The sequence below is a fragment of the Paracoccus seriniphilus genome (assembly GCF_028553745.1).
Lineage (GTDB): Bacteria > Pseudomonadota > Alphaproteobacteria > Rhodobacterales > Rhodobacteraceae > Paracoccus > Paracoccus seriniphilus.
Genome location: NZ_CP067130.1, coordinates 287,361 through 307,675, shown reverse-complemented (window position 1 = coordinate 307,675; position 20,315 = coordinate 287,361). Strand labels below are relative to the sequence as shown.

Annotated in this window: 17 protein-coding genes and 2 pseudogenes; 5 read left to right on the top strand and 14 right to left on the bottom strand. The window is 62.5% G+C overall.

Features of this window, described 5'->3' with window-relative positions; translation table 11 throughout:
* Nucleotides 1–4 precede the first annotated feature (4 nt).
* Nucleotides 5–394: a hypothetical protein gene (locus JHW44_RS15095; protein WP_143811520.1), complete on the bottom strand. Its 390-nt coding sequence runs from the start codon at nucleotides 392–394 to the stop codon at nucleotides 5–7.
* A 311-nt stretch (nucleotides 395–705) separates the two neighbouring features.
* On the opposite strand from JHW44_RS15095, the pseudogene JHW44_RS15090 reads away from it, so the two are divergent.
* Nucleotides 706–1,034: pseudogene (locus JHW44_RS15090) on the top strand (transposase); the annotation flags it as partial.
* Between the two features lie 474 nt (nucleotides 1,035–1,508).
* On the opposite strand, the gene JHW44_RS15085 reads toward JHW44_RS15090, so the two are convergent.
* The gene (locus tag JHW44_RS15085) at nucleotides 1,509–2,513 is read right to left on the bottom strand and encodes an IS30 family transposase (protein WP_272850316.1); all 1,005 of its coding nucleotides are present in this window, start codon (nucleotides 2,511–2,513) and stop codon (nucleotides 1,509–1,511) included.
* A 537-nt stretch (nucleotides 2,514–3,050) separates the two neighbouring features.
* Here JHW44_RS15085 and JHW44_RS15080 point away from each other — a divergent pair.
* Nucleotides 3,051–3,425 (top strand): annotated as a pseudogene (locus JHW44_RS15080) (integrase core domain-containing protein); the annotation flags it as partial.
* Here JHW44_RS15080 and JHW44_RS15075 read toward each other — a convergent pair.
* From JHW44_RS15075 to JHW44_RS15065, 3 genes are read right to left on the bottom strand one after another with little or no spacing between them, the layout of a single operon-like run.
* Complete coding sequence (locus JHW44_RS15075) at nucleotides 3,380–4,159, bottom strand: ATP-binding cassette domain-containing protein (protein ID WP_272850315.1); 780 nt, start codon at nucleotides 4,157–4,159, stop codon at nucleotides 3,380–3,382. The pseudogene JHW44_RS15080 and the gene JHW44_RS15075 overlap by 46 nt on opposite strands.
* Before the next feature lies 1 nt (nucleotide 4,160).
* Nucleotides 4,161–5,267 (bottom strand): ABC transporter permease, encoded by a 1,107-nt coding sequence (locus JHW44_RS15070; RefSeq protein WP_089346204.1) that lies wholly within the window; start codon nucleotides 5,265–5,267, stop codon nucleotides 4,161–4,163.
* A 59-nt stretch (nucleotides 5,268–5,326) separates the two neighbouring features.
* Nucleotides 5,327–6,247, bottom strand: coding sequence for a sugar ABC transporter substrate-binding protein (locus JHW44_RS15065; protein WP_089346205.1), 921 nt, complete (start codon nucleotides 6,245–6,247; stop codon nucleotides 5,327–5,329).
* Between the two features lie 245 nt (nucleotides 6,248–6,492).
* Here JHW44_RS15065 and JHW44_RS15060 point away from each other — a divergent pair, with 245 nt between their 5' ends.
* Nucleotides 6,493–7,506, top strand: a complete 1,014-nt coding sequence (locus JHW44_RS15060; protein ID WP_272850314.1) for a LacI family DNA-binding transcriptional regulator — start codon at nucleotides 6,493–6,495, stop codon at nucleotides 7,504–7,506.
* Nucleotides 7,507–7,601: 95 nt separating this feature from the next.
* On the opposite strand, the gene JHW44_RS15055 is transcribed toward JHW44_RS15060, so the two are convergent.
* The 4 genes from JHW44_RS15055 to JHW44_RS15040 are packed head-to-tail and all read right to left on the bottom strand — an operon-like array spanning nucleotide 7,602 to nucleotide 12,157.
* Nucleotides 7,602–8,585 (bottom strand): Csu type fimbrial protein, encoded by a 984-nt coding sequence (locus JHW44_RS15055; RefSeq protein ID WP_089345470.1) that lies wholly within the window; start codon nucleotides 8,583–8,585, stop codon nucleotides 7,602–7,604.
* Nucleotides 8,582–10,972 carry a fimbria/pilus outer membrane usher protein gene (locus JHW44_RS15050; RefSeq protein WP_089345471.1) on the bottom strand — a complete coding sequence of 797 codons (2,391 nt, stop codon included), beginning with the start codon at nucleotides 10,970–10,972 and terminating at the stop codon, nucleotides 8,582–8,584. The genes JHW44_RS15055 and JHW44_RS15050 overlap by 4 nt, the downstream gene beginning before the upstream one ends.
* On the bottom strand, nucleotides 10,950–11,663 hold the full coding sequence (locus tag JHW44_RS15045) for a fimbrial biogenesis chaperone (RefSeq protein WP_089345472.1): 714 nt from the start codon (nucleotides 11,661–11,663) through the stop codon (nucleotides 10,950–10,952). The genes JHW44_RS15050 and JHW44_RS15045 overlap by 23 nt, the downstream gene beginning before the upstream one ends.
* Nucleotides 11,664–11,677: 14 nt before the next feature.
* On the bottom strand, nucleotides 11,678–12,157 hold the full coding sequence (locus tag JHW44_RS15040) for a Csu type fimbrial protein (protein WP_089345473.1): 480 nt from the start codon (nucleotides 12,155–12,157) through the stop codon (nucleotides 11,678–11,680).
* A 309-nt stretch (nucleotides 12,158–12,466) separates the two neighbouring features.
* Between JHW44_RS15040 and htpX the strand changes: the two genes are divergently transcribed.
* Nucleotides 12,467–13,390 carry a zinc metalloprotease HtpX gene (htpX, locus tag JHW44_RS15035; RefSeq protein ID WP_089345474.1) on the top strand — a complete coding sequence of 308 codons (924 nt, stop codon included), beginning with the start codon at nucleotides 12,467–12,469 and terminating at the stop codon, nucleotides 13,388–13,390.
* Between the two features lie 95 nt (nucleotides 13,391–13,485).
* Here the strand turns inward: htpX and nhaC are convergent, their stop codons facing one another.
* The 4 genes from nhaC to JHW44_RS15015 form a co-directional block, all read right to left on the bottom strand.
* Complete coding sequence (nhaC, locus tag JHW44_RS15030; RefSeq protein ID WP_089345475.1) at nucleotides 13,486–14,892, bottom strand: Na+/H+ antiporter NhaC; 1,407 nt, start codon at nucleotides 14,890–14,892, stop codon at nucleotides 13,486–13,488.
* 140 nt (nucleotides 14,893–15,032) lie between these two features.
* Nucleotides 15,033–16,346, bottom strand: a complete 1,314-nt coding sequence (locus JHW44_RS15025; RefSeq protein WP_089345476.1) for an FAD-dependent oxidoreductase — start codon at nucleotides 16,344–16,346, stop codon at nucleotides 15,033–15,035.
* A gap of 107 nt (nucleotides 16,347–16,453) precedes the next feature.
* Complete coding sequence (locus JHW44_RS15020; RefSeq protein ID WP_089345477.1) at nucleotides 16,454–17,737, bottom strand: NAD(P)/FAD-dependent oxidoreductase; 1,284 nt, start codon at nucleotides 17,735–17,737, stop codon at nucleotides 16,454–16,456.
* Nucleotides 17,727–18,167, bottom strand: coding sequence for a hypothetical protein (locus tag JHW44_RS15015; protein WP_143811472.1), 441 nt, complete (start codon nucleotides 18,165–18,167; stop codon nucleotides 17,727–17,729). Before JHW44_RS15015 ends, JHW44_RS15020 begins: the two co-directional genes overlap by 11 nt.
* Here JHW44_RS15015 and JHW44_RS15010 point away from each other — a divergent pair, their 5' ends adjacent.
* Complete coding sequence (locus tag JHW44_RS15010) at nucleotides 18,168–19,103, top strand: LysR family transcriptional regulator (RefSeq protein ID WP_089345479.1); 936 nt, start codon at nucleotides 18,168–18,170, stop codon at nucleotides 19,101–19,103.
* Nucleotides 19,104–19,139: 36 nt separating this feature from the next.
* Here the strand turns inward: JHW44_RS15010 and JHW44_RS15005 are convergent, their stop codons facing one another.
* A complete protein-coding gene (locus tag JHW44_RS15005) occupies nucleotides 19,140–20,156 on the bottom strand; it encodes an ABC transporter ATP-binding protein (protein ID WP_089345480.1) in 1,017 nt (338 codons plus the stop codon).
* Nucleotides 20,157–20,315 lie beyond the last annotated feature (159 nt).

Here is a 20,315-nt window from a genome sequence, read left to right as displayed (position 1 = left end):
GGTTTCAGACCATGGAAGGAGGTGCGCGGGGCTGGATACGCCCAAGACGGGGGGGAGGTATCGGCAGGCGGTATTGCAGGGCGCGGTCAATGACATCCACCACATCCCGGTCGATTGCCACGACATCGGCTGGCACGGGCAGCGAAAGGCCGGTTTTTGCAATCCCTTGCGCGGGGCAATCGGGCACCGCCTTGTCCGGGTCCGTCTCGCCCTGGGCGATGCTGACACAGATCGACCAGGCGCCGGAAATATCCACCCCTGCCTTGGCCATGTCGCGCAGGGCCCCGGCAGATTGGTGCAGCGGCGCGAACAGGCACAGCATCCAGACAGCCAGCATGGCCAGGGCCATGCCGGTCTCTCGGAAAACAATGCGGATGACGCGCGGTTGTGCCATAAATCCTCCGCCGACGATCTTACGTGAAGCCGTGGCGGGCTGGCAATCCGCAACGACAGAGGTCTTCACCGGATCCGCCCAGCCCGACAGCTCCATGTCCGGCAAGAACGGCTAATTGCGACGGATTGCAGGGTCTTTCGGCAGCGCCGCACGGCCCGGACAAATCGTCGCAGCATGTGGTGACCGGCAGGCGATCCTCCTGTTCGCAAAGAGCAGGAACGTCAGATCGCGATCCCGGCGGTCAAACCCAGACCGATCCGCAATACATTCAGACCTCTATGACGGGCTTTGTACATCGGGGATATGTGTCCGGCTGCGCCCGCGATTGCCAGCGCGAGGTTCTGGGTCTCTGGATCGCCGAGAACGAAGGTGCCAAATTCCGGCTCTCGGTGATGAACGAGATGAAGAACCGGGGTGTTCAGGATGTTCTGATTGCCGTCTTGGACCGGCTGAAGGGCTTCCCGGAGGCGATCACGGCAGACTTTCCCGATGCCGCAGTGCAAAGCTGCATCGTTCACCTGGTCCGTCATTCCCTGAACTTCTGCGCATGGAATGACCGCAAGACCGTGGCGTCGATCTGGACCGGATCTACAGCGCCCCGAGTGCCGATCTGGCCACGGCCGAGCTCAATGCCTTCGAGGAGAAATGGGCCGGGAATGGTTTTCAGCCCGCAACCAGTTCGCCATAATGTTCGGCGAGCGCTTCGACGCTTGAACATCTGAAACCGCATGGGCCGGGCCAGATACACAAAGTTCAGGACACCCCCGGCACAGTCGCGCTTCGCCTTGTGAATCCGGTTGTTCGCAGGCTTGCCACGCGCGTTGTGCCGGACCGCCGCCGCACCATAATCGATATCGCTTCAGCAGCCTGAATACCTGGCGCCGCGTCACATCCAACAGAGGCGCCGCGTCATTTACCGTCACCCGGCCATCAGCGAACTACGCCAGAACTTCCACACGATTCAGCTCGCGCTTGCTCATCATCACCCATCCCATGCCCGATCTCTCTGCCTGCTAACATCGCAGGCGAGAGTGACACTTCTGAATTGCTCATGGATGACATTTTAGCTTTGCGGTGTGAACTCACGGCGAAGTGCAACTGTCTGATATCGTTTTTATTCTACCCCATTCCGAATGGCCATAAGCTCGCTTTCAAAGACTTCCGCAGGGGTTCTGTAGCCCAGGCATTTGCGCGGCGTTGAATTGAGGCGGTGGCAAATCGACCTCAAATATCGATTTGTCAGCGCCGTCGGTTCGGTCGAGCAGGGCAGGTACCTTCGCTGCCTGTTGTTGGTGTTCTCGACCGTGCCTTTCTGCCAGGGCGCTTGGGGATCGCAGAACCACGCTTCCGTTCCGATCCCAGGCTTGGGCTTGCGCCAGTTCCGGAACTCGATCCCTCTGTCGAAAGTGATGGAGCTCCGCGCCGGCTGGGGCAGGGGTTCCATGACGTCCATCAGCCGGTTCATCAGGTGTGTGGTGCTCCGGTCCTGGTTTCTGAGCAAGACGGCAAACCGCGTCTTTCGCTCTACAAGCGTGGCCACGTTGGCATTGCCCTGAGCGCGTTCGAAAATCATCAGATCGCCTTCCCATTCACCGAATGTCTCGCGGGACTTCACGTGCTCCGGGCGCTGATGAATGGAGCGCTCCGGCGGGAAAACAAGGCCGCGCGGCCTGCGCGCATAGCGCGGCTGCCGTTTCTTGCGCCGGCTCGGCAGGTGGCGCGCCAGTTCTTCGGATTGGCCATCGGGGCCATAGACGTAAGCGTAAATGGTCTCGTGGCTCACGCGCACCGGTTGGCCTTCAAACCAAAGACGGCCGGCAATCTGCTCTGGTGACCAGCCTTCCTTCAATTGGGTGATCACTGCTTTGCGCAGTTCTTTCAATCGCACGAGCTTGCGCCGGCGCATGCGTCTGGCGGCCGCGGCTCGCTGCGCGTTCACACCGTAGTAGCCGTTCAGATATGGCAGTTCATTGTCTTCAAAGCGGTTGCGCTTGATTTCCCGGTAGACAGTAGAGCGATGCCTGCCGAGCGAAGCCGCGATCTTGCTCACGGGCGTCTTTGCGTTCAGCATATCCTCAATTGTGCGCCGTTCTCGCAAATCCAGCTCTATGTGGGCCATCTTCCATTCTCCTTGCTTTCCAGCAAGATAGGGGAATTGTCGCAACCCAATCTAGAATGGGCCCGGCTACATCAGTATGATGAATAATGAAGATTATGGAATTTATGGGGTTATGGCCCTTCAAGATGTTCTTTCTTGGCGAGCCGACAGGTTATCGCATACGGAAGGCAGAACAGAGCCGCGGGGAATGCCTATCGCCGCCGCAAGGATCTCGTTACCCAACGTAGCGGAGCGGCAATTTCCCAGGATGTGCTGGTCAGGATGGCATCACGATGCTTCGAGACCTTGATAAACTTGATCCTCAGCTGTTTGATTCCACGATTTAATGGTGCGATCCTTTCTCGAGAATGGAAGGACGCCATATCGGTCATAGTCGGTCTCCCTTGCGGTGTGGCTTGTTGCAAAAACCACTGTAGAGGCCTGAGACACGGCTATGATCACCTGCTGCGCTTTGTGAGGGCTGCGCAGGCAATCATAGCCTCTGAAACAGCGTCATTCCGAAGGTGTTACGGCGTGCAACTCGCAAATCGAAGCCGCGATACGAATGCTTTCGAACACATCTTTGACCGCGTCTGCCGGGAGCATGAGAACGAGCACAGACTGACCACGGTGAAGCACCCGTGGACGAATGGCCAGGTCGAGCGGATGAACCGCACGATCAAGGAGGCGACCGTCAAGCGGTTCCATTACGACAACCACGACCAACTCCGCACCCATCTTGCGGACTTCCCGGCAGCCTACAATCTTGGCCGCAGACTCAAGACCCTCAGCGGCCTTACGCCCTACGAATACATCTGTAAGATCTGGACCTCAGAGCCTGATCGTTTTACCCTAAATCCAATCCACCAAATGCCGGGACTAAACATTCAGATCGTTCCGCCAAGTGATCCTTCCAGCTCGGCCATTTCCTGACCACCGGCCATCAGGTCCTGCAGCTCGGATGCCGTGATCTCGCCCCGAACGGCTGTGCCGAGGGTCTGGCCCCGGTTCAGCACCGTGAAGCGGTCGCCGACGGCCAGTGCGTGACGGACATTGTGGCTGATGAACACGACGCCCACCCCCTGTTGGCGGACCCGTGCGATGGTGGACAGCACATTCGAGGTCTGGCGCACGCCAAGGGCCGAGGTCGGCTCGTCAAGGATCAGCACCTTGGCGCCGAAATAGACCGCGCGGGCGATGGCCACCGTCTGGCGCTCGCCCCCCGACAGCGTGCCGACCGCCTGATCGGGGGCGCGAAGGCTGATGCCCATCTTGCGCATCTCCTCCATGGTGATCTCATTGGCACGTTCGATATCCAGCCGCTTGGTCAACCCGCGGCCCTTGGTGGGTTCGCGCCCCATGAAGAAATTGCGCGTGACCGACATCAGCGGGATCATGGCCAGATCCTGAAAGACCGTGGCGATCCCGGCCTCCATCGCCTCGCGCGGGCTGTCGAAGGACATCGGCCTGCCCTCGAAGAAGATCTCTCCCGAGGTCGGCTTGTGCACCCCTGACATGGTCTTGATGAAGGTGGATTTTCCGGCGCCGTTGTCGCCCAGAAGGCAGTGGCATTCACCCGGGGTGACATCGAAGGTCACACCGTTCAGCGCAATCACATTGCCGAAATGCTTCTTGATGTTTTCCATATGGATGATCGGCTGGGTCATCTTACCGCTCTCCCGTCACGCGCTTGCGGATCACATTGTTGAACACCACCGCCAGCAACAGCATTCCGCCAAGGAAGATCTGGAACCAGTCCTGGTCGAAACTGGTATAGGTCAGGCCGATCGTCACCATGCCGAAGATGATGGCCCCGAAGAACGCCCCGATGGCCGAACCATAGCCCCCGGTCAGCAGGCAGCCCCCGATCACCGCCGTGATGATGGCCTCGAATTCCTTCATGAAGCCACGGCGCGCATCGGTCGATCCGGCATCCATCACGGTGATGATGGCAACCAGGCTGGCCGCGCAGGCCGTCAGCATGAACAACGAGATCTTGACGCCGCGCACCGGCACGCCCGAGTTCTTGGCGGCATTGCTGTCGCCGCCAGTGGCAAAGATCCAGTTCCCGACCGGGGTGCGCACCAGAACATAGGTCGCCACCAGGGCGATCAGCAGGCACCAGATGATCTCGACCGGAATGCCCGGCACCTTCGGCATGCCGGACTTGAAGCTGTCAATCAGGCCAAGGCCGGACAGCCAGGCAAACAGCCCCGGAAAGGCATCGCCCGAAAACAGCGGAGCCAGCCAGTCGCCCTCGACCGCATCACGCACGCCGCGCAGCTGGGTCGATCCGCCGGTGAACAGCTTCAGCCCGACCAGCGCCGCGCCACGCAGAATGAACAGCCCCGCCAGCGTCACGATGAAGGATGGCAGCCCCGTGCGCAGCACGATGGTCCCATTCACCGCGCCGATGCCGGCGGCAAATGCCATGGTCAGCGGGATCGCGAAAATCAGTGGCAAGCCCATGTTGACCGTCAGCACGCCAAAGACCATCCCGGCAAATGCCACCATCGAGCCGATCGACAGATCGAATTCACCGCCGATCATCAGCATGGCCGCCGCGATGCCCAGAATGCCCAGCTGTGCGGCGGGGGTCATGAAGTTCATGATGCCCGACAGCGTGAACATCGTGCTGTCAGCGGTGAACAGGAAGAACAGCGTCACCAGCACCACGCCGCCGATTGCCCCCAGTTCCGGCTTTTTCATCAGTTTGGTCGCCAGGGATTCCGCGCGCATACGCTCATCCGGTTGCGAAAGATTTTCTGCAGACATGGTCACCTCCGGTTCGGATGAGAGGTCGCGCAGAAAGGCGCGCCCCCTCGGGTTTCACATCAGCGGATGCCCTGAGCCGACAGCTCGATGACCTGCTCCGCGGCCTCCTTGGTCACCAGGTTGGGCCCCGAGGCGACATCACCGCCCGGCACCAGGCCGTATTCGGCATTCAGCGCAAGGAACATGACCGGCAGATAACCTTGCAGGAACTGCTGCTGGTCGATGGCGAAGGCCGCATCGCCATCGGCGACCGATTGCAGAAAGCCCGCCGACAAATCGAAGCTGGCGACCAGAACATCGTCGCGACCCAGCGCCTTGACGGCGGCAACGGCGGGTTCACCGACCAGAGAGGCACCCAGCCCCAGAACCGTATCCACATCAGGATCGGACTCCAGCGCCGCGCGGACCTTGGACTGAACCTCGGTCGGGTCGTTCTGCGTCGGAATGACGTTCACTTCCTGGCCGAACCCCTCGGCAAAGCCGTCACAACGCAGGTCCAGCGAGACATTGCCCACCTCGTGGTTGACACAGATGCCCTTGGTGCCGCCCATTTCTGCCAGCTTCTCGCCTGCGGCCTTGCCTGCGTCATATTCCGACTGGCCGACATGCAGCAATGCGCCCAGTTCGCGCGCAACATCCGAACCGGAGTTCATCGAGATCACCGGAATCCCGGCCTCGACCGCGCGCCGGATTGACGGACCAAGCGCATCGACATCGGGGATCGACACGACCAGCCCGTCAGGCTCCTGATTCACGGCGGCATCGATCAACTGGCTCATCTGAACCATGTCGAAGGTTTCGGGCGACCGGAATTCGACATTGGCGCCGGAATCCTCGCCCGCCTGCTGGACGCCGTTCTTGACCACCGACCAGAACGGATCATTGGCCTGACCATGGGCGACGACAATGATATCGGCTGCGGCGACCGGCATCGCGGTCAAGGCCGCGGCCGCAGCGACCGAAGCAAGAAATTTCTTCATCTGTATTCCTCCCCTATCGTTTCCCATGCCGCGCCCCTTCTGGCCCGAACCGGGCCCGGCTTCGGCATGTTCGACACTCGAATCGCAGGTGGATGCCTGCCATCGAGACAACAGGAATACATTTCTTGCACGCGCGTGCAACAGATTCCTGCACGCGCGTGCATTTCGGGTGGATTTCCCTTTTGCAACCGTTATCCTTACATCGCCGTGCCAATCGGCCCGCCACAGAGATGGAAAGCGCGCAAGTGCCCAAGACCGACAGAATTACCAACGTCACCGCCGATGATGTCGCCGCCTCGGCCGGGGTTTCCAGATGGACCGTCAACCGGGCCTTCAAGAAGGATGCCTCGATTTCGCCCAGGACCCGCGCCAAGGTGATGTCGGCGGCGCAATCGCTTGGCTATGTCCCGGATCTGGGCGCGGCGGCGCTGGCCTCGACGCGGTCCAACCTGGTGGCATTGCTCGTCGATGATTTCACCAATCCACACAAGCTGGTAATGCTTGAACGCCTGACCCGCGCCCTGCGTCGGCGCGGCTGGGACACGCTGCTGGTGAACACCCTTGATCGCGATGACACGCAGCCGGCCTTGCTGAATGCCAGCCAGCGCCGGGTCGATGCGACGATCCTGATCGGCATCCAGTTCGATGACGAGGTTCTTGCCACGGCACATCGCGCGCGCCGCTTCAAGAAGCTTATCATCTTTGCCCGGCAATCGCAGAATCCCGATACCATCTCGATTGCCGTCGATGACGAGGCCGCCACGCGCGAAATCACCGCCTATGTGATCGAAAGGGGCTATCGCAATCCGCTGTATATCGCCGGCCCCCCGACGATTTCGGCGCATCTTCTGCGCAAAGAGACCTTTGCAGCGATCTGGCAGGACCGCTTCGCCCAGACGCCCGACAGCGTCACGGTGCCCCGCTATGATGCCACCCTTGCAGCGAATATCGCGCTGGACACATTGAAGGCGCGTCGGCGCGACGATCTTCCCGATATCATCGTCTGCGAGAATGATGCGCTTGCTCTGGGTGTCATCGACACCCTGCGCCATTGCCTGGGGCTGCGCGTCCCCGAGGATGTCGCCGTCATCGGTTTCGACGACATTCCTCAGGCGGCCAGCCCCAACTATTGCCTGACCACCTATCGCCAGCCGCTGACCGACATGTCAAACTATCTTGTCGATGTTCTGGAAAATGCGGATGGAACCTGCCTTGACCGACAATTCCAGGGCCAGCTGATCATACGCAACAGCGCCTGAACAGGCTTGCAGAAACGACAGTCAGCCTCATCCCGATCCCGTCCCGGCTTTCCCACGGCAGGACAGGCCTGGCGGCAGGCCGCGCGCGCAGGGCTTCAATAGGTCACCGTCACCACCAGCGTGTCGGAATAATTTCCCGGCGGCGGAGTGGTCTGGACCGGAACCCGCCCATAGACGGTAAAGCTCTCCACCGCCCCCGATCCCGCCGAGGTCGATGCGGCTCCATCCGCAGGCAGCCCCCAACCCAGGCTGTGGCCATTGTCGCGATAGACCTGATAGCTGACCTGATTTCCTGCCAGATCCTGCATGTGGCGGTCGTTCATGTCACTGCCATGCAGACCATAACCCAGCCCGACATCGAAGCTGGACCCCGCGGTGCAGGTGACACGAATCTGGCTGGCGGCATCGACGGCCTGATTCAACAAGCCGACCGAACCGAAATCCAGATCATCGGCCTCGACCCGGCAATCGGGCGATATCTCGCCGCGAACGTCAAAGCTGAAGCTTGCCGTGCGGTTGCTGCACCCCAGCAACCCAAGCAGCGCGCAGGTGCGATACTCAACCCGCACGTCCAGCGGATTGCGGCTGAAGCTGGATCTATAGCTGCCCGGCGTGACGGCTGATTGTCCGGCTGGCACACGGGCATAGACCGGCACATTCACCCCCGATGTGGTCAGCACGGTCAGCAGGCTGGATCCGCTCAGATAGACCGACTGACCACCATGAGAGCCATAGCTGCCGCCAAAGACGGTGCTATGCGCCGCATCCTGATACAGTTCATAGCTCAGTCCGGTTGATGTGGTGGCGCTGGTCATCCGCCTCAGGCCGCCGCTCAGCCCGCCCTGCCCCTCGCCCAGATGGATCTCCATCTCGATCGAGGACAGCAGTCCCAGAAAGGTCGAACAGTCGACGTCGATATTGCCGACGGCATCCGTCGCGCCACCGCCCAGCACGTCGATCTGACCCAGAACGATATCGCTGGCCGAGAAGCTGCAGCTTTGCGCCCGGACAGCAGATGGAAATGCCGCCAGCAGGAACAGCAACAGGGCGGCCAGAGGCCGGGAACGGCTTGCGGTCACAGGCAGGGTACTCCTCGGATTTCAGTCAGGATGCCGGGTTCATCGGTATAGGGAAACTGCGCGCTGCAGCCACGCCCGCCACCATAGGACACCACGATCTCGTTTCGCGCCTGCAGACCCAGCGCGAAGACCTCGCCGTCAAAGCCGACCAGCAATTCCTGATCAAGGCCGTTCAGCACCACCTTGCCGCCGACCTGCAGCGGCTGCCCATCGGCATCGACCAGCGCGATCAGCGCCTCATGCGCGCTGGCCTCGACACCGAAACTCACCAGCGCGCCGGCGCGATGGGCGGGGCGGACCGATTTCCGCGTCGCGCCAACGGCGGCATCGAGGGGCAGACCCTCGGGGTTGATGGACAGGTTGTTGGGCTCATAGGCGCGCAGATCGGGGACAAGGATCTTTCCCGATCGACCGGTGCGTCCGACGGGGCGGTTCTCGGCGCTGACCTCGACGCCCGGTGCCCCGGCATCCACCACGGCAAATGAATCGTCGATGCTGCGCGACAGGAAAAGACCGCCGCCGGCCACCACGACAGCGCCATCCAGACGCAGCCCGAGGCTGCGATGCCCATTCGAGGTGCTGGCCCCAACCTCGGCCCGGCCCAGTCGGTTCTCATAGGCGGCCCGGCCCAACACCGACAGCGAGTCATTGCGTGTGGCCTGCAGACGCCAATCCCAGCCCGGCACGCCGCTCTTGCTGCGCCCGCTGATGTTCATCGATTGCCGCCAGCCTTCGCGACGATGTTCGGCATATACGCTCGCGCTGCGGCGCCCACCAAGGGGCATATGCAGTTGCAGGCCGACAAGCTGATCATCCTCGGCCCCGCGTTGCGCCACAGCGGTCAGGGCCAGGCTGGCATCGCCAAGAACCTGCCGGGTGTAGGTAATGCCAAGGCTGGTTTCAGATGTCATATCGGCCTGCCGCAGATCCGACAGGAACAGGCTGGCGGAACCGTCACGCGCGTTTCCCAGTGAACGGGAAATCGACAGCTGCGCGATGCGGTTGGGAAATTCCGAACTGGTCAGATCCGCATCGGCGGTGACCGCGGCAATATCGGAAAACTGCCCGCCGCTGCGCAGGATCCGCCCGGACATACGTGTCCGCCCGAATTCAAGCTCGGTCGACAGGTCCAGCAGCCAGCCCTCGCCGCGATCCGCGCGGCTATGGGCAAAGCTGAGGCTGGCCGTGCCCAGATGCGCCACGCGCGAGGTGACGCCCAGACCGCCCATGGTCAGCCCCGGGCCGCCCTCGGCATGGGCCGTCACGGTCAACCCCTGGCTCAGCCCATAGCGCAGCGTCGCGACGCCATAGATGTCATCGCCATAGCCGTCGCCTTCCAGCCCGAAGCTCAGCCGGGGCCGCCCCGCCGACAATGCGAAATCGGCCATGCCGGGGCGCAACAGGGCGTCGGACACCAGAAAGGGCATGTCGATCTGCGTTTCGCGCCCGGTCACATCGCGCACCACCACCCGCGCCATGCCCGAGCCGCTGGCAATCGGCAGATCGTCGATGCGAAACGGACCGGCAGGCACATCACCGCTGTAGTTGCGAATGGAATTGGTAAAGACCTCGACCGTCGAAGGCAGCGCGGCATTGCCCTCGAAACCGGGCAGAGGCAGGGTCAGAAGATCGGGCCGCAGCCCGAAATTGCGTTCGACCATCAGGCCGCCCAGCCGCACCGGCCGCGACCAGCCCGGCCCGCGCGTGGCAATATCACCCAGTTGCACCTGCACCGCGCGGCCCGGAAAGGCGCTGCGCCAATAGCTGTCCAGCCGACGATAGCTCAGTTTGCCCGCGTCGTCATCGACCAGCACGAAACCGTGACTGAAGGTTCCCATCGGCATGAACAGGCGGCTGTCGAAACTGCCCGAGGCGCTCTGCCCGGTCTCACCGGCTGCGGTGCGCCAGCTGTCCAGATTCAGCCCGTAGTTCAGGACCAGCCCATAGCCATGATCAATCACGGGGGCTGCGTCTTCTTCGGCGGCGAAGGGGTCGCGCTCGGCTGGTCCGGCGCTGATCACCTTGGGGGCCAGCAATCCCTCGGGAACGATGAAGCGGATGACCTGTTCGGATTCGATCAGACGCCAGCCAAGACCGGGAATGTCACCCAGGCGCAACTCGCCCCGCGTCGTCACGCTGTCGGGCAGAATCCCGCTGTTGCGCAGTTCTTCCGCATCCGCCGACAAGACCCCGTCGCCAAGATCGGTAATCCGGGCGACAAGGTTCTTGGGCTGTCCGTTGACGAAGACCTCCAGATAAAGATCGCGCCCTTCCCCGGCATCCTGGGCCGCAGTCGGCCCGGCAAGAGCGGTGAAGAGCGCGAAGGCAAGAAGCCAGCAGGTCGGAAGATATCCTGGGCCGGGACTACCTTGCTGGGACCTGGGCATCCAGCGTTCCCAGATTGGTGGCCGCCTTCAGCCTTGCACCGGCACCCAGCCGACCGGCAGCGGCGACCGGCCATTGCATGGTTGCCCCGCCCAGAACATAGCCGACCAGACCGCGCCGCGCGACCCTGGCACCGCTGGCACCGGTCATGCGCAGATCCGCCAGCCGCAGCCGCGTGTCGCCACGGTTCTGACCCACCAGAAAGGTCGCCCCACGGCTGTTGCGCAGCGACCAGACCACATCGGGGTTGCGGGCCCCGGCGGGCGTAAAGAACACCGGGATGCGCAACTCGGTCGCAAAGGCCACGGCACCGCTGCGGCTGCGGCCCTGATCGGGCACTTCGTTGATGAAGACGCGATAGGCTTCCTCGCTGCGCACCGGACGCTTGGAGGTGCGCACCACGCGAATGGTCTGGCTGGCGCCGGGCGCCAGCCGGGTTGCCGGGGGGCTGACCACGACATCCTTGGTGCGGCGCAGTCTTTCCTGTCCCTTGCCTTGCTCCCAGCGGAAGCTGCGCGCCTGCACGGTGATCGGCTGGCGGCCTTCATTGCGCAGGGTCAGCGTCGTGGTCGCCCCCGGTGCGGGGACATCCAGCATGACGGGCGACACGCGCAGCCCATCGGCCCCCGCAAATGTCGAGAACGACAGACAAAGCATAAGGGCCAGAAGGCCGCGACACAGCAGGTTCATCATGATCAGCCTGTCCCTCAATAGGTGACGGTAACGCCAACCGTGTCGGTGAAATCACCAGCGGCCGGTGTCGTCTGCACGGGCACGCGGCCATAGATGGTGTAGGATTGCGCCGATCCGTTGCCGGTTGCCCCCTGGGTGTCGGTGCCCGAGGTCTCTCCCCAGATCGACGTCCGGCCACTGTCGGAATACAGCCGGTAAGTGATCGTATCCGATGCCGCCGAGGTCATCAGCCGGTCGCTGACCGTGGCCCCCGAGCCATCACCCGCATCCAGCGCGATATCATAGGGGGTCGAATTGGTGCAGGTCACCTGCAGCACCGCTGTCGCATCCACATTGGTGCTGAGAACGCCGGCGTTGCCGAAATCCAGCGTCTGGGTCGAGGTGATCTCGCACTCTTCGGCGATGGTGATGCGGACATCGAAACTGTCGGTGGCCGTCTGTGACAACGCAGCCAAGGGCAATAGGGCAAGGCATCCTGCCAGTGCAAAGCGCATATTCGATCCAATCATGGTTAGCTGGGTCCGACTGTCGTCAAGGCTGGGGCGGTCGGCCAATACAAGAGCGCGACAGTTCTCACAATTGCGTTAATGCATCAAGGCACAACCTTTGCGCGATTGATGTTTATCAAGCAAAGACTTCTTGCATCACCCGGGCCAACCCGCTGATATCGTCCCCATGCCACTTTTTCCGGCGATTTTGACAAGCACCCGCATCGCCGCAGTTCCCGGGTGGCAGGCTTGCACAGGGTGATGCGCTTCCCATATTGGGCCTGATCCCTCGGTTTTCAGTTCGGAAGGACCAAGATGGGCTATGTGAAGACAGCGATGTTGATGGCCGCGATGACGGCGCTTTTCATGGGCGTCGGCTATCTGATCGGCGGATCTGGCGGCGCGGTGATCGCGCTTTTGGTCGCGGCGGCCATGAACGCATTCACCTGGTGGAATTCGGACCGCATGGTCCTGCGCATGCATAACGCCCAGCCGGTGCCAGAGGGCGACCGGATGGGCCTGCACGCCCTGACGAGCGAACTGGCGCGCAATGCGGGCCTGCCGATGCCCCGGCTCTACCTGATCGACACGCCCCAGCCCAATGCCTTTGCGACCGGTCGCAACCCAGCCAATGCCGCCGTGGCCGTGACCTCGGGCCTGCTGCGCAGCCTGACGCGCGAGGAACTGGCCGGCGTGATCGCCCATGAGCTGGCTCATATCCGCAACCACGACACCGCCATCATGACCGTCACGGCGACCTTTGCCGGTGCGATTTCCATGCTGGCCAATTTCGCGCTTTTCTTCGGTGGCTCGCGCGAGAGGCTGGGGCTGGTCGGCACGTTGATGATGATGTTCCTTGCGCCGATGGCGGCGGGGCTGGTGCAAATGGCCATCAGCCGAACGCGCGAATATGCCGCCGACAAGGCCGGGGCCGAAATCTGTGGTCAGCCGATCTGGCTGGCCTCGGCCCTTGAAAAGATCGCCATGGGGGCGGCCCGGATCGACAATGACGCCGCCGAACGCAATCCGGCAACGGCGCATATGTTCATCATCAACCCGCTGCACGCCAACAAGCGCGACAGCCTTTTCGCCACGCATCCGGCGACCGAAAACCGCATCGCCGCCCTGCGCGCCATGACGGCGCGGCCTGCTCAGACCACTCTTGATGCTGCCCGTCCCGTTGCAGCCAGCCGCGTGCCCAGGATCCGAAACCGCAGAAAGTCCGGCCCCTGGTCGTGATCGCCCCGATCGATACCCGCAGGCCCGATCCCATTCCGACAACAAAAGGCCCGCCCTGTCACCAGGGCGGGCAAGTCGTTGCGCTGTCCGCAGGATCACGCCTTGGGCGAGAACAGGCCCGTCCAGGCATAAAAGATGCCGATCAATGGCGACAGCCAGCAGGCAAATGACAGCGGGATGTAGAGAAGGTTCTCGAAGTTGCCTTCGGACAGGCCCAGCCCCAGCGCGGTGATGACGAAGGCTCCGCCCGCATTCCACGGGATCAGCGGCGAGATCAGCGTGCCACCCTCTTCCGTGGCCCGTGCCAGGTTCAGACGCGAATAGCCGATGCGGTCATAGACCGGATAGAACATGCGCCCCGGCAGCGCGATCGACAGATAGGGATCCCCGGCGACGGTATTGGTCGCGACCGAAGCCATGATCGCCGAGGTCTGGATTCCGGCAAAGCTCTTGACCCGCGTGGTCAGCACCTCGATCAGTGTCGCCAGACAGCCCGTGCGCTCCAGCGCGCCACCGAAACCCAGCGCAATCAGGATCAGCGAGATGGTCCACATCATCGACTGAATGCCGCCACGGTTCATCAGCTTGTCCATCGCCTCGACGCCGGTCTCGACCTTGTAGCCGTAGTTGGCATAGGTGAAGATGTCGTGAAGCTGTGCGCCCTGCACGACCGCCGCCATGATCGAGGCCAGCACGACCCCGATGAACAGCGTCGGAATTGCGGGCATCTTCAGCACGGCCAGAGTGATGACCAGCACCGCCGGCAAGAGCAGCCATGGAGAGATGACAAATGCCCCTGACAGGGCCGATTTGAAGCTTTCGATCCGCTCGAAGGAGGGCGCATCGCCGATCATGGTGAAGCCGACGACGGTATAGATCGCCAGCGCGATCAGCATGGCCGGGATCGTGGTCGGGATCATGTTGCGGATATGGTCAAACACATTCGTCTCGGTGACTGCGGGTGCCAGATTCGTGGTGTCCGACAGCGGCGAGATCTTGTCCCCGAAGAAGGCACCCGAAACCACCGCCCCGGCGGTCCAATAGGCGGGGATGCCGAACCCTTCCCCAATGCCCATCAGTGCCAGACCGACGGTGCCCACGGTTCCCCATGAGGTGCCGAGCGACAGCGACACGATCGAACACAGCACCATGCCCGCGGCAAGAAAGATCTGCGGCGACAACAGCGACAGCCCGTAATAGATCAGCGTCGGCACGGTGCCCGAGGCGATCCAGGTGCCCACGATCATGCCGACCAGCAGCAAGACCGAGACAGCAGGAAAGGACACCGCGATGACGTGGAAGACCCCCTTTTCGACCTGATCCCATTTCAGCCCCTCGGCCAGCCCGACCAGCGCGGTCAGCGCAATACCGATGGCCAGCGGGATATGCGGGGTGAAATCCCCGTAATAGAAGATCTGCACGCCAAGAAGCGCAAGCGTCAGGACGATGGGCACAAGGGCCATCCAGACCGAAGGACGCACGTCTGTCGTCTGTAGTTCCATGGGTTATTCTCTCTGTTGTTCTGTGTAGATCGGCGCGGCCCGTTTGCCGGGCTCTTCTGGGTTGTGACTTCACCCCGCAGTGGAAGAAGTCAGGGGCGCAGGTCAGGGGTACATGTCTGCCCTTCCTGTTCGCGTTGAAATCATTGCGGAGCATTCAGCCATCCGGCCTGCTCCGAGATCGCGCCAAGACCGGACGCCTGCCCCGCGATCTGATTGGCCAGCACCAGCCCGGCCCCGGCCGACATGGTCCAGCCAAGCTGGCCGTGACCGGCATTGATCCAGATATTGGGGACCGGCTTCAGCTGTCCCAGATAGGGGCGCCCACTGGGCGTGGTCGGGCGCAATCCCGCCCAATGGCTGGCACCGTCCAGATCGACCGCACCCTTGAAATGGCGGCGGACATAGTCGTCCAGATAGGCCAGCCGGTCGGGGCGCACCCGGTTGTCATGGCCGGCAAATTCGGCAATGGCGGTAACGCGCAGCCTGTCGTCCAGCCGGGTGACGGCCAGCAGGCTGGTCTCGTCAACAAAGGGCCGTGCGGGGATGCGCGAGGGGTCAAGGATCGGATATGTGGCCGAGTAGCCCTTGACCGGATAGATCGACGCGCGCAGCCCCAGCGGGCGCAGCAGCCGCGGTGTCGCCACACCTGTGGCCAGCACGATCTGCGCACAGTCGATGCGGCCCTGATCGGTCAGCAGCGCATTGGCGCGGTTTGCGTCACGCTCGATCCCCGCAACCTCGCAGCCAAAGCGGAAACGAACGCCCTTCTCGCGCGCCAGCCAATCGGCCAGTTGCCGGGCAAAGGATCGACAATCACCCTTGGAATCGACATTCGAGACCAGCCCGCCCTGCAATTGCCCCGCAAAGGCGCTCAGGGCCGGTTCCAGTTCGGTCAGCTGATCGGCACTGCAGGCGGCAAAGCCGGTCTCGCCACCGATCGGGCCTTGCAACCGCGCGGCAAATTGCCTTGCCGATGTATAAAGATAGACGACCCCATCGTGACCCTGGGCAAAGGGAAAGCCCAGTTCGGCCTCCATCTGCTGCAACGTGCTGCGACCCAGCCGCGCCAGACGCAGCATGGCGTCTGAATTGCGCTTGTGGGCGGCTGTTGAACAGTTGCGCAGAAATCCCAGCCCCCAGCGCCACAGCGCCGGATCCAGCAACCGGCTGACGCGGACGCTGGGATCTCGCCCGGCCAGCGCGCGCAGCATCTGGCGCGGCGCATCCGGTCCAGCCCAGCTTTCAGCATGACCCACGGCGATGATTCCGGCATTGGCAAAGCTGCAGGTTTCGGCGGGACCGGCGGCGCGGTCGATCACGGTGACCCGATGTCCGGCGCGGGCAAGATGATAGGCCGTGGTGACGCCAATGATACCGGCGCCCACCACGGCGATCTCTTGCCCCTCGCCCTGAATTTCAGTCCTGGCGATGCTGCCATCCGATTGCGCGGTCATTCACGCCACCTGACCGGCGCCACCATGCGGCAACCAAAGGCGGTTCGCAAATCGCGGAAACGGATTTCATCCAGATGACGGGAATTGATCATCGACAAGATCCCTGTTCAGGTGAAGGGAAGCGGGCGAACCGCGTGAAACAGCGTCGCGCCCAGTTCAAACCAGGCCGTTCGCAACCCGGTGAAACGCTCGTGATAGCTGTCCTGAACCGCCAGCGGAAAGGCCTCGGGCGCATCCTGCAACAGCGCCTGTGCGGCGGCGGTTCCGAAGATCGTGCCCGGCACGATCCCGCGCCCGGAATATCCGAATATGGTGCAGGCCCGCGGGCCGAAACGCAGCACCTTCGGGACATGGTCACTGGTCATGGCGATACGTCCATACCATTGATATTCAAAGGGCATCTTCGCCAGTTCCGGATAGATCTGGCGCAGCTTGCGGCGGGCCCAACCGGCATGAATCCGGCTGCCCGGACCACTGGCCTTGCCCATGCCGCCAACGATCAGCCGCCCCGCCGCATCCATGCGGAACGAGGACATGACCAGCGCCGTATCCCAACAGCCTTCACCGCCGGCAAGAATGCGCGCGCGCATGTCATCCGGCAAGGGAGCGGTCGCGAACTGGCTGTAATGCACGATCGAACTGATCGGGCGGGCGGGCGCATCCAGCCCCATGTGATAGGCATTGGTGGCCAGCAACAGCGCCCCGGCACGAACGCGATGGCCATTCACCTCAAGCAACCAGTCGCTGCCATCGCGGCGCAATGCGCGAACCGGGCTGTGTTCATGCAGTTCGGCCCCGGCTCTCTGGGCGGCTCGGGCCAGACCATTGCAATAGGCCAGCGGCTGCACCGTGCCCGCGCGCGGGTCCAGCAGCGCACCGTGAAAGGCCTGCGAGCCAGTGCGGCGGGCGGTTTCATCCGCATCCAGCAATTGCACCGGCGCCCCGACGCGATTGCCTTGCCGATGGCGGCGGGCCAGATCCTTCATCCCTGCAGCAGAATGGGCCAGATGCAGGGTGCCGGCATGGGTGGCCTCGCATTCGATGCCTTCGCGGGCGATCAGGTCAAAGACCCGTTGCGGCCCTTGTCCCAGAACGTCCATCAGCCGCCGCCCGGCCGTTTCGCCCAATTGGGCCAGGACGGTATCGGGGGGAAGCCACAACCCCGCATTCACCAGCCCGACATTGCGCCCCGAGCCGCCATGGGCAAAGCTGTTGGCCTCGAACAACGCGACCGAGGCCCCCATGCGCGCCGCCTCCAAGGCTGCCGAACAGCCGGTGAAGCCGCCCCCGACAATGGCAAGGTCAACCTGCCGGTCGCAGGCGAGCGGCGGTGTTTCCAGGCGCTCGACCGAACTGGCGCGCCAAAGGCTGTTCCCCGGATCAGTTGTCAAATTTCACCCCCTGTGCCAGCGGCATCTTGGTCGGATTGTTCACCGTCGCATCTGGACGGCACATATGATTGGTCCCTGCGGGCGCGCCAATCAGGCGCCCGCCGCCGCAATCGGCCTTGCGGGAGAAACGGGACGTGACATCAGGAATGGGGCCGAAAAGCGGGGCCATCACCCTGACAGAGCAGGCCGGCAGCCCGGTCTCTGCCGGTGCAGATCCCACGCCAAAGGCCGTAGCCCCCGGCGGATTTGCGCAATTTCCGCCACCCGGCATGATTCCGGATCTTGCGATCCCGGTCATGCACGGCGCATCTTGAAACACCCCATCATAGGCCAATGACTTCTTTCCATCCCTGTCGTTAACCGCAAGACTATTCGGATATTTTGAAATAAAAAATTGACAATTTCTCCCAATGACTGGAGAAAAACTCACATGATAGCACCACGCCGCTTCCTGCCCTCGATTTCATCCCTGCTCGCGCTTGAGGCGGTCGAGCGCCTTGGCACGGCCAGCGCCGTGGCCGAAGAGCTTTCGCTGACCCATTCCGCGGTCAGTCGGCAGTTGAAGGTTCTTGAGGGACAGATCGGCGTGCGATTGCTGCAACGCGACGGCAAGGGGCTGAGCCTGACCCCCGCTGGCACCACATATGCCCAATCCGTGCGCGTTGTTCTGGGAGATCTGGCGCGGGCAAGCCTGCGGGTCCGGGCCGGCGGCTCGCGCGATACGCTGACGCTGGCCATGCTGCCCAGCTTCGGGACCTATTGGCTGCTGCCGCGCCTGCGGGCATTCAACCGCGCCTATCCCGATATCCTGATCAATCTGCACGCCCGGCCCGGGCGTATCGATTTCGCTGCCGAATCCTTTGACGCCGCGATCCACTATGGCGCCCCGGACTGGCCGGGCATGACCCATCTGCATCTGGCCGGCGACCGGGTGATCCCCGCCACCGCGCCCGAAACATTTGCCGGACAGCGACTGCCCCCGGCCGATCTGCTGGACAAGCCGCTGCTGCATCTCGACAGCCGTCCCGGCGCATGGGAGGAATGGTTTGCCCATCACGGCCTGCAGGTCGAGGGGCTGCGCGGAATGCTGTTCGATCAGTTCACGACCATGGCCGAAGCCGCCGCGCAGGGATTTGGCACCGCATTGCTGCCCGAATTCCTGGCCGAAGCCAGCTTTTCCAGCGGGAAACTGGTCCCGGCTGCAGCAGATTACATGAAACTGGACACGGCCTATTATCTGGTCATGCCCGAGAACCGGCCCGAAAATCCGCAACTGGACCTTCTGGCCGATTTTCTGACCGATCAGCGCCAGGCAATTGCGGCCCGCCCCCGCCTGAACACCGCAGAAGCGGCGCCCGGGCCATAGCCCGGATCACGGCAGCAGGCAGGGCCGCGACATCTCCTAGCGAATGGCGCGACCATTGACATCGAATTGATGCAGGCGATGGGGCGGAATGTTCAGGCTGATCGTCGCCCCGATCCGGGTTTCGTCATCGCCGTCAACGCGGGCAACCAGATTCGGACCATCCGCGACCGCCAGATACAGCAGCGTTTCACCGCCAAGACGTTCCTTGACCGTCACCGTTGCCTCGAGATTCCCCCGACCCGGCGCAGCCATCTCGAAATGCTCGGGGCGGCAACCGGCGAATTTCGCCTGACCGTCAAGATCAACCCCGCGCAGGGCCGAGGCATCAAAGACATTCATGGCCGGAGATCCGATGAATTCGGCGACAAAGCGCGATACCGGCTTGTGATAAACCTCCATCGGAGAGCCGACCTGCTCGACCCGACCGGCGTTCAGCACCACGATCTTGTCGGCCATGGTCATGGCCTCGACCTGGTCATGGGTCACATAGATCATCGTGGCCTTCAGCTGCTTGTGCAGGCTTTCCAGTTCGACGCGCATCTGCACGCGCAGCTTGGCGTCCAGATTGGACAGCGGTTCATCGAACAGGAAGACCTTGGGATTCTTGACAATGGCGCGACCGATGGCGACCCGCTGACGCTGCCCCCCCGACAGCTGACCCGGCTTGCGATCCAGATAGTCCTCAAGCTGCAGGATGCGCGCGGCCTCGGCAATCCGTTCCTGGCGCAGCTTTGGCGCAAAGCCGTTCACCTTCATCCCGAATTCCATGTTCTCGCGAACGCTCATATGCGGGTAAAGCGCGTAGGACTGGAACACCATCGCGATATCGCGGTCCGCCGGTTCCGCATGGGTCACATCCTGACCGTCAATGCTGACCGTGCCGGAATCGATTCCTTCCAGCCCCGCAAGCGAACGCAGCAAGGTGGATTTTCCGCAACCGGACGGGCCGACGAAAACCACGAACTCACCGTCCTTGATGTCGAGGCTGACATCAAACAAGGCCTGCATGCCTGCGTAAAACTTGTTGATGCCCTTGATCTCAATCGCCGCCACCGCTGCGTCCTCCCGTCAGTCACATCTGAATGTGATGTGATCAAATGTATCCGTTGCTACACTTTTGTATTGACATCGGGGCAATAGCAATAGTTTTGTTAGGCAATCATCACAATTCTGTGGGCGAGCCGGTCAAAGGGCTCGAGGGGAGGACATCCA

Bases quoted from the DNA above. Each gene is read 5' to 3' on its own strand.
- JHW44_RS15095 (WP_143811520.1), bottom strand. From the start codon at position 394: ATGGCACAACCGCGCGTCATCCGCATTGTTTTCCGAGAGACCGGCATG.
- JHW44_RS15085 (WP_272850316.1), bottom strand. From the start codon at position 2,513: ATGGCCCACATAGAGCTGGATTTGCGAGAACGGCGCACAATTGAGGAT.
- JHW44_RS15075 (WP_272850315.1), bottom strand. From the start codon at position 4,159: ATGACCCAGCCGATCATCCATATGGAAAACATCAAGAAGCATTTCGGC.
- JHW44_RS15070 (WP_089346204.1), bottom strand. From the start codon at position 5,267: ATGTCTGCAGAAAATCTTTCGCAACCGGATGAGCGTATGCGCGCGGAA.
- JHW44_RS15065 (WP_089346205.1), bottom strand. From the start codon at position 6,247: ATGAAGAAATTTCTTGCTTCGGTCGCTGCGGCCGCGGCCTTGACCGCG.
- JHW44_RS15050 (WP_089345471.1), bottom strand. From the start codon at position 10,972: ATGCCCAGGTCCCAGCAAGGTAGTCCCGGCCCAGGATATCTTCCGACC.
- JHW44_RS15045 (WP_089345472.1), bottom strand. From the start codon at position 11,663: ATGATGAACCTGCTGTGTCGCGGCCTTCTGGCCCTTATGCTTTGTCTG.
- JHW44_RS15040 (WP_089345473.1), bottom strand. From the start codon at position 12,157: ATGCGCTTTGCACTGGCAGGATGCCTTGCCCTATTGCCCTTGGCTGCG.
- htpX (WP_089345474.1), top strand. From the start codon at position 12,467: ATGGGCTATGTGAAGACAGCGATGTTGATGGCCGCGATGACGGCGCTT.
- nhaC (WP_089345475.1), bottom strand. From the start codon at position 14,892: ATGGAACTACAGACGACAGACGTGCGTCCTTCGGTCTGGATGGCCCTT.
- JHW44_RS15025 (WP_089345476.1), bottom strand. From the start codon at position 16,346: ATGACCGCGCAATCGGATGGCAGCATCGCCAGGACTGAAATTCAGGGC.
- JHW44_RS15010 (WP_089345479.1), top strand. From the start codon at position 18,168: ATGATAGCACCACGCCGCTTCCTGCCCTCGATTTCATCCCTGCTCGCG.